The 14,056-nt window shown below is 66.9% G+C and carries 12 protein-coding genes; 4 read left to right on the forward strand and 8 right to left on the reverse strand.

Going from position 1 to position 14,056, the window contains the following annotated elements; translation table 11 throughout:
* Positions 1-3 precede the first annotated feature (3 nt).
* The 3 genes from J2X42_RS11500 to J2X42_RS11510 are packed head-to-tail and all read right to left on the reverse strand — an operon-like array spanning position 4 to position 3,453.
* On the reverse strand, positions 4-1,746 hold the full coding sequence (locus J2X42_RS11500; protein WP_310165207.1) for a dihydroxyacetone kinase family protein: 1,743 nt from the start codon (positions 1,744-1,746) through the stop codon (positions 4-6).
* Positions 1,747-1,806: 60 nt separating this feature from the next.
* On the reverse strand, positions 1,807-2,583 hold the full coding sequence (locus tag J2X42_RS11505) for an SDR family NAD(P)-dependent oxidoreductase (RefSeq protein WP_310165210.1): 777 nt from the start codon (positions 2,581-2,583) through the stop codon (positions 1,807-1,809).
* A 45-nt stretch (positions 2,584-2,628) separates the two neighbouring features.
* Entirely contained in the window at positions 2,629-3,453 is an 825-nt protein-coding gene (locus J2X42_RS11510) for a sugar phosphate isomerase/epimerase (protein WP_310165212.1), read from the reverse strand.
* A 186-nt stretch (positions 3,454-3,639) separates the two neighbouring features.
* On the opposite strand from J2X42_RS11510, the gene J2X42_RS11515 reads away from it, so the two are divergent.
* The 4 genes from J2X42_RS11515 to J2X42_RS11530 all read left to right on the forward strand — a co-directional run bounded on the left by J2X42_RS11515 (position 3,640) and on the right by J2X42_RS11530 (position 7,661).
* Positions 3,640-4,977 carry an MFS transporter gene (locus J2X42_RS11515; protein WP_310165214.1) on the forward strand — a complete coding sequence of 446 codons (1,338 nt, stop codon included), beginning with the start codon at positions 3,640-3,642 and terminating at the stop codon, positions 4,975-4,977.
* Positions 4,978-5,003: 26 nt separating this feature from the next.
* Positions 5,004-5,885 carry a transketolase gene (locus tag J2X42_RS11520; RefSeq protein ID WP_310165216.1) on the forward strand — a complete coding sequence of 294 codons (882 nt, stop codon included), beginning with the start codon at positions 5,004-5,006 and terminating at the stop codon, positions 5,883-5,885.
* Positions 5,882-6,892 carry a transketolase C-terminal domain-containing protein gene (locus tag J2X42_RS11525; protein WP_310165217.1) on the forward strand — a complete coding sequence of 337 codons (1,011 nt, stop codon included), beginning with the start codon at positions 5,882-5,884 and terminating at the stop codon, positions 6,890-6,892. Before J2X42_RS11520 ends, J2X42_RS11525 begins: the two co-directional genes overlap by 4 nt.
* A gap of 109 nt (positions 6,893-7,001) precedes the next feature.
* Positions 7,002-7,661 carry a GntR family transcriptional regulator gene (locus J2X42_RS11530; protein ID WP_310165218.1) on the forward strand — a complete coding sequence of 220 codons (660 nt, stop codon included), beginning with the start codon at positions 7,002-7,004 and terminating at the stop codon, positions 7,659-7,661.
* A 39-nt stretch (positions 7,662-7,700) separates the two neighbouring features.
* On the opposite strand, the gene J2X42_RS11535 is transcribed toward J2X42_RS11530, so the two are convergent.
* From J2X42_RS11535 to J2X42_RS11555, 5 genes are all read right to left on the reverse strand, one after another.
* Positions 7,701-8,900 carry an aminotransferase class I/II-fold pyridoxal phosphate-dependent enzyme gene (locus J2X42_RS11535; RefSeq protein WP_310165219.1) on the reverse strand — a complete coding sequence of 400 codons (1,200 nt, stop codon included), beginning with the start codon at positions 8,898-8,900 and terminating at the stop codon, positions 7,701-7,703.
* 184 nt (positions 8,901-9,084) lie between these two features.
* On the reverse strand, positions 9,085-10,011 hold the full coding sequence (locus J2X42_RS11540; RefSeq protein WP_310165220.1) for an aldo/keto reductase: 927 nt from the start codon (positions 10,009-10,011) through the stop codon (positions 9,085-9,087).
* A gap of 257 nt (positions 10,012-10,268) precedes the next feature.
* A complete protein-coding gene (locus tag J2X42_RS11545) occupies positions 10,269-11,300 on the reverse strand; it encodes an aldo/keto reductase (protein ID WP_310165222.1) in 1,032 nt (343 codons plus the stop codon).
* Entirely contained in the window at positions 11,297-12,649 is a 1,353-nt protein-coding gene (locus J2X42_RS11550; RefSeq protein ID WP_310165223.1) for an LLM class flavin-dependent oxidoreductase, read from the reverse strand. Before J2X42_RS11550 ends, J2X42_RS11545 begins: the two co-directional genes overlap by 4 nt.
* Positions 12,649-14,031 carry an LLM class flavin-dependent oxidoreductase gene (locus J2X42_RS11555; protein WP_310165225.1) on the reverse strand — a complete coding sequence of 461 codons (1,383 nt, stop codon included), beginning with the start codon at positions 14,029-14,031 and terminating at the stop codon, positions 12,649-12,651. The genes J2X42_RS11550 and J2X42_RS11555 overlap by 1 nt, the downstream gene beginning before the upstream one ends.
* Positions 14,032-14,056 lie beyond the last annotated feature (25 nt).

Below are 14,056 nucleotides of genomic sequence, written 5' to 3' on the forward strand. Positions count from 1 at the left end.
TGGTCAGTGGGGCCCGGAGCCGGCGAGTGCCTTGGTTCCGGCCAGGTGGTGACCCATCACCGTGAAGATCATTGCCAGCGAGGTGGCGCCGGGATCGGCGGTCCCCACGCTCTTCTCCGCAAGTGGTCTTGCCCGCCCCTTCAGCGGCCGCAGGGCAGCGGTGTCCTCGGCCGCTTTGACTGCCACCCGGGCCGCTGCCGCCCAGGCGTCGGGCGCCTGGGATCCTTCCGCGACCAGCCTGCGCAGGGTCTCGGCGAAGGGGAGCAGGGCGTCCACCATGGTCTTGTCACCCAGGTCAGCCTTGCCAAGCTCCGTGATCCTCGCCGCGAAAGCCGTAACCGCCGCCGCCAGTTCGCCGGCGTCGGGTGAACCGCTGTTGCCCAGGGTTTCCCCGAAAGCCCTCAGCCCGGCGCCCCACAGGACTCCCGAGGTCCCTCCGGCCCTGTCGGCCCAGGCGTCTCCGGCCGCGACCAGGACCGAGCCGGCGCCCGCCCCCTCGGCCGCGGCGGCTGAACCAGCGGCTGTTGCCGCGTCAACGCCGCGCACCATGCCTCGGCCGTGGTCCCCGTCGCCTGCGATGGCGTCCATGGCGCCAAGCTCTGCCTCGGCGGAATGCAACGAATCCCGGGCCGCCTCCAGGGCCGCGACGCAGTTCACCGCGAAAGCCCGGGAGCCGCCGTCGGCCTCATAGTGAACGCGTGAGGACCCGCCGTCGGACATGTCAGCACGAAATTCAGTGGTGTCAGAATCCGCACTGCCCCGGCGGTAGGCCGGAGCTTCGGCGGGAGCAGTCCACAGCTGCTCAAGCTCCTCGTCCAGCCAGGTCACGGTGAGCGAGACGCCGGACATGTCCAGGCTGGTGACCAGCTCGCCGACCTCCGGGAGCACCAGCGTGTAGCCGGCAGCCCGCAGCAGCGGCGCCACCGTGAGCCAGAGGACAAAGAGCTCCTCGTGCTTGGTGGAGCCCAGGCCGTTCAGGATCACAGCGACGCGGTCTCCGGCTCCGGGCGGCGCCTCTGCTAGTACGCGTGCAACGAGTTCCTGCCCGAGGTCCTTTGCGGACGGCAGGTCAGTGTCGAACAGCCCTGGCTCGCCGTGGATGCCCAGCCCGAGCCCCATTTGCCCGTCCTTCAGCAAGAACAGGGGAGCATCGGCTCCCGGGAAGGTGCAGCCGCCAAAGGCGCTCCCCAGGGTCCGCGTCATGCTGTTTGCCTTCCGGCCCAAACGTACGACGTCGGCCAGGCCGGCTCCCGCTTCCGCCGCGGCTCCCATGATCTTGAAAACGGTGAAATCACCCGCGATGCCACGGCGCTTCTCCGCTTCCGCTGGCGGTGCGCTGGCGATGTCGTCGGTGACCAGCACATTTTCAACCTGGATCCCTTCGGCGGCGAGTCGCTCGCCGGCCATGCCGAAGTTCATCACATCCCCGGCATAGTTGCCGTATGTGAACACCACGCCAGCTCCGGAGTCGGCGGCTTTGGCCACCGAATAAGCCTGCTGCGCCGACGGCGAGGTGAAGATGTTTCCCACCACCGCCCCGTCCGCGAAGCCGCTTCCGATGAGGCCGGCGAACGCGGGGTAGTGGCCCGAACCGCCTCCCACAAGCACTGCCACTTTGGGCTTGGCCGGACGGCGGCGGCGGACAGCACCGCCGGGGACCTGCCGCACGTGCTCCGCGTGGATGTCGCAGAACCCGGCAAGGGCTTCTTCGGCGAATTCTGAGGGGTCGTTGAAAATCCTGGTCATCGTTGACTTTCTGGCTGGTTCGGGCTCATCAGGTCTGGACTGGGCTGTCGTGGACCGCCCTTAGTGGATGTGGCTTCCGCCGTTGATGTCGATGGTGGTGCCGGTGAGGTACGCGGAATCGTCGGAGGACAGGAAGGTGATGACGGCGGCGATTTCCTCGGTGGTGGCGTTGCGGCCCAGCGGGATGCCGGCGTTGATGGCTGCCTCCTGCTCCTCGGTGCTGCCCACGCGGATGTTGGTGTCCACGGCGCCGGGGGTGATGGCGTTGACGGTGACGCCGGTGGCGCCGATTTCGCGGGCCAGGGCCTTCGTGAAGCCGAGGATGGCCGCCTTGGCCGCGGAGTAGGGGACCTTTCCGAATACGCCGCCGCCGCGCTGGGCGGATACGGAGGACATGTTCACGATGCGGCCCCATCCGTTGTCGATCATGTCCGGCAGGAAGGCCTTGGTGACGAGGTAGGTGCCGGTGGCGTTGACGGCCATGACCTTGTTCCAGAGGTCCAGGGTGGTTTCGAGGAACGGTACGGGGGAGGTGATGCCTGCGATGTTGGCGAGGGCGCCGACGGCGGGAAGGGTTCCGGCGGTGATTTCGGCCTTCACCGCCTCGTAGGCGGCGTTGACGGAGCCCTCGTTGGCGACGTCGATTTCGTAGCCGAAGGCCGGGACGTTGAACTCGTTGCCGATCTCGGCGGCGACCTTCGCCGATTTCTCGCCGTCGAGGTCAAGGATGGCCACTGCCCAGCCCTGGCTGGCGTAGCGGCGGGCGGTGGTGATGCCGATGCCGCGCTCCGAGGTTGCTCCGGTGAGGACGGCGGTGCGCTGGATGGTGTTGCTCATGATGCTCCTTGGTTGCTTTTGCGGGGTGTGGTTGGTTTTGGTGGTTCAGAGGAGGTCGGTAATGAAGCTGGCCGCCTTGGCCGCTGCCGCCGGGCGTTCGTCGTGCGTGACGTCCCGGGTTTCGAGTTCGAGGGAGAAATGGCCGGTGTAGCCGCCGGCGGCGAGGGCAGACAGGCCGGCGGTGAAGTCAGCGTCGCCGTTGCCGACGCTGAGGTTGATATTGCCGGGCACAGCGTCGCGCAGGTGGACGTGGGTGATGCGGCCCTGGTGCCGGCCGATGTACTCCAGGGGATCTTCCCCGGCAGCGACGATGTGGCTGAAATCCATGACAATCCCGACGCCGGTACCCGCCAGGCGCTCGGCCAGCAGTTCCGCACGCTCCAGATTCCAGCAGAACCGCAGGAAGTGCAGGGACTCGGTCCAGAGTTCGACGCCGAACTCCGCCGCGCGCTGTCCGGCCTGGTCGAGCTGGGCCGCAACCAGGTCAAGGTCCTCCTCGAGGCTCCGGACGGGATCATGGCTAAGGGCGCCGCACGGCAGGACCAGGGCCTTCGCACCAGTATTGGCGGTCAACGTGAGGAGCGCGTCCAGGTGACGTTCGCGAGCGGCGCGGGACCCGGCGTCGAGCACTGCATTGAGGTCACCCACATCGCCGTTGACCGAACGGACGCGCAGTCCGGAAACAGCAACGTCGGCAGTGACCGCCTTGACGGCCTCAGCATCCAGCTCATAGGGAACGTGGTTGCAGACACCCGGAAGGGCGCCAAGATCGATCTCCCGGAAGCCCAGGCCGGTAATGGTCCGCAGCGCCGTGGGCAGGTCCTGGTGCCGGAAGCTGATGGACGAGCAACCAATCCTGGAGTTGAACATCGTTGTTGATCCTCTGATGAGCGGTGGTGACATGAATCACTGTATGATGAGACAGTGTTAACAGTCAACCTCCAACATTGACTGTTGACATTGATGCATGACGCGGGTCACACTGGGCATATCATGTGTTAACAGTCGACAGCGGTGGTGCGGAAGCACTCCCGCTCTTCGAAAGGGATCCACTCCATGAGCAATGAAGCTCTGAAAATGCGGGGCCACGTCCACGGCACCAAGGACGCAAAGCGCGTCGCCATCGGCTCCGGCGTCGGCGCCGTCATTGAGACATACGACTTCATCGGCTTCGGCACTGCTGCGGCCTTGTACTTCGGCACGGCATTTTTCCCAACCGGTGATCCCGTCACCGGAACCCTGGCCGCTTTCGCCACCCTCGGTGTTGGCTTCGCGGCCCGCCCGATCGGCGGCATCATCGGCGGGCATCTCGGCGACAAGGTGGGCCGCAAACCGGTCCTCGTTGCTTCCCTGATCCTGATGGGCGTGGCCACGTTCCTGATCGGCCTGCTTCCCACATACGAGCAGGTTGGTCTGCTCGCCCCCGCCCTGCTGGTCTTCGTCCGTGTTGTCCAGGGCCTGGCCTTCGGGGCTGAATGGGGCGGCGCCATCCTCATGAGCTACGAGCACGCACCCTGGAAGTCCAAGGGCAAATACACCGGCATCGTCCAGGCAGGCTTCCCCGTCGGCCTCCTGTTGGCCAACCTCGTCTTCCTCGTCAGCGTGAACCTCGGCGGCGAACTCGCCTGGCGCGTCCCGTTCCTGGCAAGCATCGTCCTGGTCGCCGTCGGCCTGATCATCCGCTCCAAGGTCCCCGAATCCCCGGTCTTCGACGAGGTCAAGGAAAGCGGCTCCATCGTCAAGAACCCGATCATCGAGGTCATCAAGACCGACTGGCGCAGCATCGTCCGCGGCATCGGCCTTCGCGTCGCAGAGACCGCCGGCTACGCCGTGTCCATCACGTACATGATCTCCTACCTCCACACCCAGCACCTGGCTGACAAAACCCAAACACTCGTGGCCCTCTGCATCGCCTCGGCCATCGGCATTTTCGCCACCATGGCCTGGGCGCGCCTCACGGACAGGATCGGCCGCCGGCCTCTCTACGTCTGGTCCTGCGCCTTCGCCGCACTGTTCGGCATCCCCATGTTCCTATTGGTCAACACCGGCCTGTTCATCTTCGTCATCGCCACGATCGTCATCTCCTACGCTGTGTGCCAGAACTCCCTGGCCGGCGCTCAGGGCCCGTGGTTCCCGGAACTGTTCCAGGCCAAGACCCGCTCCTCCGGCGCCTCGCTGGCCTACCAGATCTCCGCCATGGTCTCCGGCTTTACCCCCTTCGTCACCACCCTGCTGTTCGTCACCTTGGGATGGATGGGCCCCGCACTGCTCTTCAGCACTTACGCCGCGATCGGACTCTGGGCCGCCCTTGTCACCCGGGAAACCTGGGGCAAGCGCGAACGGCAGCTGGCAGATGAGGCCACCAAAAGCACCCCGCAATCCGTAGACGCCTGATGACCACCACCACAGAAGAAGCTCACATGACTGCCACCCAGGAAACCATGTCTCCCACCACCGAACGCGTTGACAGTGTTGCTGCCGCCGCCTACCGGATCCGCCACCACGCCCTGAACATGGGCGAGGTCCAGGGCCAGGGCTACGTCGGCCAGGCCCTCGGTGCCGCTGACATGCTGGCCACCGTCTACTCCGACCAGCTCCGCTACCGCGCCGAGGACCCGGAGTGGGAAGGCCGGGACCGGTTCCTGCTCTCCACCGGCCATTACGCCATCGGTCACTATGCCGCCCTGGCCGAAGCCGGCATCGTGCCGGTGGAGGAACTCGAGACCTACGGCTCGGACGACTCCCGGCTGCCGATGTCCGGCATGTCCACCTACACGCCGGGCATGGAAATCTCCGGCGGTTCCCTGGGCCACGGCCTCACCATCGCCGTCGGCATGGCCCTGGGCCTGCGCTACCAGGGCTCCACGGCCAGGATCTATAACTTCCTCTCCGACGGCGAACTGGACGAGGGCTCGACCTGGGAGGCCGCCATGGGTGCGCACCACCATCAGCTGGGCAACCTCACCGCCATGGTGGACATCAACGCCCTGCAGGCGGACGGCAAGACCGACACCGTGCTCCGCACCGAACCCGTCACTGAAAAGTGGGAGTCCTTCGGCTGGTACACCCAGCGGGTGGACGGAAACGACGTCGGTGCGCTGCTCGCAGCGCTCGACAACGCAGCTGCCCAGGCCGCCGCCGTCGGACGTCCTTCCGTGATCCTGTGCGACACCAAGGTCGGCCGCGGCGTCCCGCTGCTGGAGGAACGCGAGAAGGCGCACTTCATGCGCATCGAAGAGCACGAATGGCAGACCTGCCGCGAACAACTGACCGCAGGATTCGAAGGGACCACCGGACGATGAGCATCAACACAGCGGCAGTTGCCGCTCCGAAACCCAAGCTGAAGACCTCGGCCATGATCGCCTCCTTCGCTGACCCCGGCCAGAAGACGGCGTCCGCCCCGTTCGGGCACGCACTGGTCAAGGCAGCCCAGGAGAACGACAAGATCGTGGGTCTCACCGCTGACCTGGGCAAGTACACCGACATGCACATCTTCGCCAAAGCGTTCCCAGAGCGGTTCTTCCAGATGGGCATGGCCGAGCAGCTGCTCTTCGGCGCCGCCGCAGGGCTGGCCGAAACCGGCCTGGTTCCGTTCGCATCCACCTACTCCGTGTTCGCAGCCCGCCGTGCCTACGACTTCCTCTGCCTGGACTCCGCCGAACCCAACCTCAACGTCAACATCGTCGGCGGCCTGCCGGGCCTGACCACCGGATACGGCCCCAGCCACCAGGCCACCGAGGACATGGCAATTTTCCGCGGCATGCCCAACCTGACCATCGTGGACCCGTGCGACTCGATCGACATCGAACAGGCCGTTCCGCAGCTCGCCGCGTCGGAGGGGCCCACCTACCTCCGGCTGCTGCGCGGCAACGTGCCAACGGTGCTGGACGAATACGGCTACACGTTCGAACTCGGCAAGGCCAAAGTCCTGCGCGGCGGCAACGACGTGGTGTTCATCTCCTCCGGGCTGATGACCATGCGCGCGCTGCAGGCCGCCACCGCCCTGGCCGAGCACAACGTGGACGTCGCCGTCGTGCACACCCCCACCATCAAACCGTTCGACGCCGCCACCGTCCTGGCCGAAATCAACACCGACCGCCTCGCCGTCACGCTGGAGAACCACAGCGTCATCGGCGGCCTCTTCGAAACCGTCGCTTCGGCAGTGGTCACCGCGGGCCTTGGCCAGCGGGTGGTGCCCGTTGCACTGCCGGATGAATTCCTCGACGCCGGCGCCCTCCCCACCCTCCACGACCGCTACGGACTCTCAGTCCAGAAGATCGTGGCAAAGGTGCTGGCAGAACTCGGCTGACGCCGCCAGCAGAAGCGCGGAGCAGCGGTGCTGCTCCGCGCTTCTGACGTAGAATCGACTGTTAACACGCCACTGTAGACAGTCAACCCCTGACACTGAGGACCCTCCGATGACCGAACCTGCAGCATCCCTTTTGGGGCTCGAGAAGAAAAGCCTCCGCGAGCAGGCGCTCGCCGCGCTGCGCACCGCGATCACCAGCGGTGAACTGGAACCCGGCAGGCATCTGGTGGAAACGGAGTTGTCCGAGATGTTGCGGATCAGCCGCGGCACCCTGCGCGAGGCCCTGCGCCAGCTGGAGCAGGAAGGCCTCCTCTCGGCAGGCCCCCGCGGACGCCTCTCGGTGCGGCACCTGGATGAGAAGGAAATCCGCGACATCTACGCCGTCCGGGCCGCGATCGAGTCCCTCGCTGCAAGGACCCTGTGCGAACTGGCCGACCGGCAGACCGTGATCACCACCCTGCGTGCCGCCATCGACGCGATGAAGGCCGCCGAACAGGAAAGCTTGCAGAAGCGCGTCGAATCGGACCTTGAGTTCCACCGCACGCTCTGCCGGCTCACGGGCAACGAAACGCTGCTGCACACCTGGGAGTCCCTGGAGGGGTCCATCCGGATGTCCATCATGTTCGCCGGCCTGGAAAAGGGCGTCAGCAACATGAGTGTGGACCGCCACCACGACATCGTCGCCGCCATCGAGACCGGCGACGCCTCGCTGGCGCGCAAGACCATCCGCCAGCACATGGACACCGCCGCCGACAACCTGGTGGCATAGCGCCTGTACCCCTGGCTGTTAGCCCAGTTCTCGGGACCCTTAGCTGCTCTTGATGGCCGCTTCGAATGCGGGCAGGCTGCGTTCGATCATGTCCTCGTTGGCGGTCAGGGAGATCCGGAAGAAGCCCGGCGTCTCGAACAGCACCCCCGGCAGAACGAAGACATCCCTGCGGGCCAGTGAGTTGGTGAACGCCTCGTCGTCCGGAATCGGGGACCTGACGTACAGGTAAAAGGTGCCTTCCGGAGGCCGGACGCGATAGCCCATGCCGACGAGCGCATCGACGAGGCGGTCCCGGCGCCGCTGCAGCTGTCCGACGTCGATGGAAAACTTCTCCAGTTCGGGAAGCGCGTGCTGCAGCAGGGCGTTCGGGTACACCCAGCCCATGGCCACCTGCAGGCTGGTGATGGCGTGGCTCATCCCCTCCCCGCGGGGCATGGTGGGTGGCAGCGCCAGATAACCCACCCGCTCGCCGGGTGAGAGATGGGTCTTGCCGTAGGAGTAGGCCAGCAACGTGTATGGATAGAACTCCGCCGGGCTGTGGAAGCGCAGGCCGTCGAACACGATCCGGTTATAGGGCTCATCCGAGACGACGTAGATCCGCCGCCCGATCCTCTCCGAGGCCGACGCCAGCAGTTCCGCCAGCCGGACCAGCAATTCTGGCGGGTAGATCCGGCCGGTGGGGTTATTGGGCGAATTGACGATCACAACCCTGGTGCGCTCCGTGATGGCAGCCTCGATGGCGTCGAGGTCCAGGTCGAACGTGGTGGTGTTGATTCTCACCTTCACCGGGACCAGCCCGGCTTCAAGGACCAGCGGCTCGTACAGGAACCACGGCGGCAGGCTGTAGATGACCTCATCGCCCGGATCGGCCACGGTCTTCAGCGCCAGGGCGATGGCGGCGAAGCCGCCGGTGGTGAGGTAGATATCCTCGGTCCGGAACGGCACCCCCAGCAGTCGCTGAAGTGATTCCGCGGCTGCCTCCCGGGCGGCCTGGCCGTTGGTCTGGTAGGCGAACCACTGATCATTCTGCGGCGTCAGCGCGTCCCGCAGCGTATTGACGTAGCGCCCGGCCGGCATCTGGTGCGGGTTGCCGAGGGTGAAGTCACAGGCGCCCGGCAAGAGGTGGCGGCGGGCGTAGTCGGATTCGTTGAGGAAGGCGTCAATCCGCTGGAAGGACGGGATCGATGCCAGCTTCGCAGCGCGGGCAGATACCTCTGAGGTGGCTGTCGGATGGTCCATGTCACCACTCCTGTATTGGGCAGCCGTGGGGCGGCAGCCGGACGGGCAGCGCGCTGCTGAGCCAGTGGAGGCTGTGGTGCGACCTATATTGGCCTCCGACACGCCTTGAAGTAAAGAGCCCTGTGGGAAAGCCGTGGCCGGGCTCTCCGGCCCGAGTCGGGCCAGGAGCCGGCATCGTACCGGTTTAGCCCAGCTCGCCCGTCCCCGCTGCCGCGAGCGGCAGGATCCGGGTCCAGAAGTCCTCCGGGATGTCCCATTCGGCGAGCCGGACGGTTTCCTCGACGCGGCCGGGTTCGGACATGCCCACGATGGTGGAGCTGACCCTTGGATCCCGGGTGGAGAACTGCAGGGCCGCGGCGGCCAGCGGCACGTCGTACTCGTTACAGATCGCTTCCATTTTCTTGACCCGCTGAATGATGGCTTCGCTGGCCGGCCGGTAGCAGTAGTTGGGCGCAGCGTCCGGGCCTTTCACCAGCATGCCGCCGCCGAACGGCGCCGCATTGACATAGGCCACCCCGCGCTCCGTCGCGTCCTGGATGAGGGGCTCGGCGGTCTGGTCCACCAGGGTGTACCGGTTGTGGCTGATGACGACGTCGAACGCATCCGTGGCCAGATACTTCAGTTCCAGGTCGATCGGTCCGCCGGCCACACCGAGGTGCCCGATGACGCCCTGGTCGCGCAGCTCGATCAGCGCCTCGAGCGGGCCGCCGGCCGCGGTGCCCTCCTCGAAGGTGATCTTCTCGGGATCGTGGAGATACACCAGCTGGAGCCGGTCCAGGCCGAGCCGCTCGAGGGATTCCTCCACGGAGCGGCGGACCCTGTCCCCTGAGAAGTCGCTGACGCCTCGGATGGGGTCCACCTTCGTGGCCACCACAACGCCCTCGGGCAGGCCGCCGGCTGCCGCGAGGGCCTGGCCGATGCGGCGCTCACTGTTCGTCAGCCCGTACTCGTTGGACGTGTCGATGAAGTTGAAGGGGCCTTCGAGGACCCGGCGGATGGTGGCGACGGCGGTGTCGGTACCGTGCGGTGCCGGGTGGCTGCCCAGCGAGCTGGTGCCCACGCAGACGGCGGAGACGGACAGGCCGGTACGGCCCAGGGTGCGGTATTCCATGGTGGGGGTTCCTTCGGGTGGGACGTCCAGAAAAGGCTTTCTCACCATGTATTCTGCCTGCTTCGCCCGCTTGATCGTGTGATTGACCACACATCCGGGGCTTGTCCGCGGTTCAGGACGTTCAAGGTTCTGTTGCGCGAACAAGCCCCGGAGTCGGTCCCACCTCTCATCGACTGCTCCATAAGCGCCCTTTTAGTGGCTCAGAACGGCACTTACGGAGCAATCGATGCGTACTTGGAGCGGCAGTCCCGGCCGCCTCAGCGGCTGCGGCGCCGCAGCAACGGATCAATGAGCGACGGCGGCTGGTAGCCGCTGTCCGCGGCGTTCAGCGTGGTGCCGGGAGGGACGATTTCGTCGATCCGGTCCAGCACATCGGGGGACAGGCTCACCTTGTCCGCGCCAAGGGCACCCTCCAGCTGCTCCAGGGTCCGCGGGCCGATGATCGCCGAGCTGACGGCCGGGTGTTCCAGGACGAAGCCCAGCGCGAGGTGGATCAGGGACAGCCCGGCCTGGTCCGCGAGTTCGGTCAGCTCCAGCACCGCCTGGGTCTTGCGGGCGTTCTCGGCGGTGGACGGATCATGCCGCGCAGGCTGCCGGGCGGCCCGGCTCGAGGTGACGTGGCCGCCGTCGGGCCTGATCCGGCCCGACAGCCAGCCGCCGGCCAGCGGGCTCCACGGCAGCACACCCAGCCTGTGCCGCTGGGCAAGCGGCAGGACTTCACGTTCCACACCGCGCGCCAGGATGGAGTACGGCGGCTGCTCCGCCACCGGGCGTTCCCGGTGGCGGTCGCGGGCCACGTACTGGGCCTCCACGATCTGTCCCGGCTCGAACGTGGACGTTCCGATGTACCGGATCTTGCCCTGCCGGACGAGGTCGGACAGCGCCCCGAGCGTCTCGTCAATGTCGGTGTCCGGCTCCGGCCGGTGCACCTGGTAGAGGTCGATCCAGTCGGTCTGCAGCCGGCGCAGGCTGTCCTCCACGGCGCGGATGATCCAGCGGCGCGAATTGCCGGCCTGGTTCACGTCCTCGCCGAGCCGGCCGTGGACCTTGGTGGCCAGCACGACGTCGTCGCGGCGGCCCTTCAAAGCCTTGCCCACGATGGTTTCGGACTCGCCCTGGGAGTAGACGTCCGCGGTGTCCACCACGTTGATGCCGGAGTCGAGGGCCCGGTGGATGACGCGGATGGAGTCGTCGTGGTCCGGGTTGCCGATGGCCCCGAACATCATGGTGCCCAGGGTCAGGGGGCTGACCTTGAGGCCGGTGGCGCCGAGGATGCGGTAGTCGGTCATACGGATGCTCCTTGAAGTTGCAGAGTGTGTTGAAGCTGCTGGCTGTATTGGCTATCGGGCCGTTCCAGCCCGAAGTGTTCGCGCAGCGTCCGGCCTGTGTATTCGGTGCGGAACAGGCCGCGGGACTGCAGGATGGGGACCACCTCGTCGGCGAAGGCCTCGAAGCCGCCGGGCAGCCAGGGCGGCATGATGTTGAAGCCGTCGGCGGCGCCGTTTTCGAACCACTGCTGGATCTCGTCGGCCACCTGCACTGGGGTTCCCGCCACGGCGTAGTGGCCGCGGGCACCGGCAAAGCGGTGCAGCACCTGGCGCACGGTGAGCCGTTCCCGGCGGATGGTGTCCAGGAGCAGTTGGCTGCGGCTGCCCTCCCGGCCCGCGGCGGCCAGCAGCTCCTCCGGGAACGTCCCATCCAGCTTGAGCCCGTCGAGGTCCACGCCCAGCAGCTTGCGCAGGATGCCAAGCCCGTATTCGGGCTGCGTCAGCTCGTCGAATTCCTGCCGCAGTGCTCGGGCTTCGGCCTCCGTGGAACCCAGGTAGGGGCTGATGCCGGGGAGTACCAGGAGCTTCTCCGGGTCCCGGCCGGCCGCTGATGCCCGGGCCTTGATGTCGGCGTAGAAGTCCTGCGCGCTCTGCAGGGTCTGGTGCGCGGTGAACACGGCTTCCGCGTGCTGGGCCGCGAACGCCTTGCCGTCGGCAGAGGAGCCTGCCTGCACGTAGACCGGACGGCCCTGCGGGGACCGCGGGGTGTTCAGCGGACCTTCCACGCGGAAGTGTTCGCCCGCATGCCCGATCGGATGGATCCGTGAGGTGTCGGCGAAAACCCCCGTGCCGGCGTCGGACACCACCGCCCCGTCCTCCCAGCTGTCCCAGAGCTTGCCCACCACCTGGACGAATTCGTCCGCCCGGGAGTAACGCTCAGCGTGCGGCGGGTGCTCGTCCAGGCCGAAGTTCCGGGCGGCCCGTTCGGCGCCGGTGGTGACGATGTTCCAGCCCGCCCGGCCGCCGCTGAGATGGTCCAGCGACGCGAACAGCCGGGCCGCGTTGTACGGCTCCAGGTACGTTGTGCTGGCGGTGCCGATCAGGCCAATCCGTTCGGTGGCCACGGCGATGGCGGACAGCCAGGTGAAGGGTTCCAGCCGGAACCTGGTGGCGTACTGCACGTTGCTCTCCAGCGCCGGCCCGTCCGCGAAGAAGACGGCGTCCAGCTTGGCCTGCTCCGCGCGCTGCGCCAGCTCCTGGTAGAAGCGGATGTCCAGCAGCCGTTCCGGCTGTGACTTCGGGTGCCGCCAGGCGGCTTCGTGGTGGCCGCCGGGGTAGATGAACAGATTGAGCTTTAGCTGCCGCCCCACTAGAACGCCGATCCGATCGAGGCCAGTTCCGCCGCGGTCGCGCCGGCAAAACGGTTGTCCGGACGCTCCAGGCCGTAGTGCTCACGCAGCGTCCGGCCCGTGTACTCGGTGCGGAACAGTCCGCGCTCCTGCAGGATGGGCACCACCTGGTCCACAAACGTCTCGAGCCCTGAGGGCAGCACGGGTGCCATGATGTTGAAGCCGTCCGCTGCGCCGCCGTCGAACCATTCCTGGATGGCGTCAGCAACCTGGACGGGGGTGCCGGTGAACGTCCGGTGGCCGCGTCCGCCGCCGAGGCGCCCGATCAGTTCCCGGACGGTGAGCTTCTCGCGGCGTGCCAGCTGGACGATCAGGGTGTAGCGGCTCTTGGCGCCCTCGATCTCGTCCTCGCTGGGCAGGTTGTCCGGCAGCTGGCGGTCCAGGGGCAGGTCCTCGGGGGCAACGCGCAGGGTCTTGGCCAGCTGGATCCGCGCGTATTCGGGCTTGATCAGCCGGTCCAGTTCACGTTCCAGCGCCTGGGCCTCTTCCTCCGTGGCCCCGATGACCGGAACGATGCCGGGAAGGATCTTGATGGTCTCCGGATCACGTCCGACGGCGGCGGTCCGGGCTTTGAGGTCCCGGTAGAACTCCTGCGCGTCGGCGAGGGTCTGGTGCGCGGTGAAGACGGCGTCCGCGTACCGGGCGGCAAGGTCCTTGCCGTCCTCCGAGGAGCCGGCCTGGACGATCAGCGGGTGCCCCTGCGGCGAGCGGGGGACGTTGAGCGGGCCGCGGACCTTGAAGTGCTTTCCTTCGTGGTCGATGGTGCGGATTTTCTCCGAGTCGCCCCACACGCCGTCGGCCTTGTCCGCGAGTACGGCGTTGTCCTCCCAGCTGTCCCAGAGCTTCTGGGCCACCTCGATGAACTCGGCGGCACGCTCGTACCGGACCGCGTGGGCGGGCTGGTCGTCCACGCCGAAGTTGCGGGCGGCATCGGGACCGGCCGTGGTGACCACGTTCCAGCCGGCGCGGCCGCCGCTGACCCAGTCCACGGACGCGAAGCGGCGGGCCAGGTTAAATGGCTCGTTGTAGGTGGTGGAGGCGGTGGCGATCAGCCCGATGTGTTCCGTGGCGCCGGCGATGGCGGTCAGCAGCACGGTGGGCTCAAGTTTCCCGGCCGGGCGGCGGCCCACCTCGCCGAAAAGGACCGGAGAATCGGCGAAGAAAATGGAGTCAAGCTTGCCGCGTTCAGCGGTGCGGGCCAGCTGCTTGTAGTGCTCCACCTTGGTGCTGGAATGCGGGTCGCTTTCGGGCAGCCGCCACGAGGCCTCGTGGTGCCCGGTGCTCATCAGGAAGGCGTTGAGGTGGAGGGTGCGCTGGGCGGAATCGGGATTCTGGGAACTCATGGTGCTCCTAAGGGGGTGAGGGTGA

Source organism: Arthrobacter sp. BE255 (assembly GCF_031457335.1).
Taxonomy (GTDB): Bacteria; Actinomycetota; Actinomycetes; order Actinomycetales; family Micrococcaceae; genus Arthrobacter.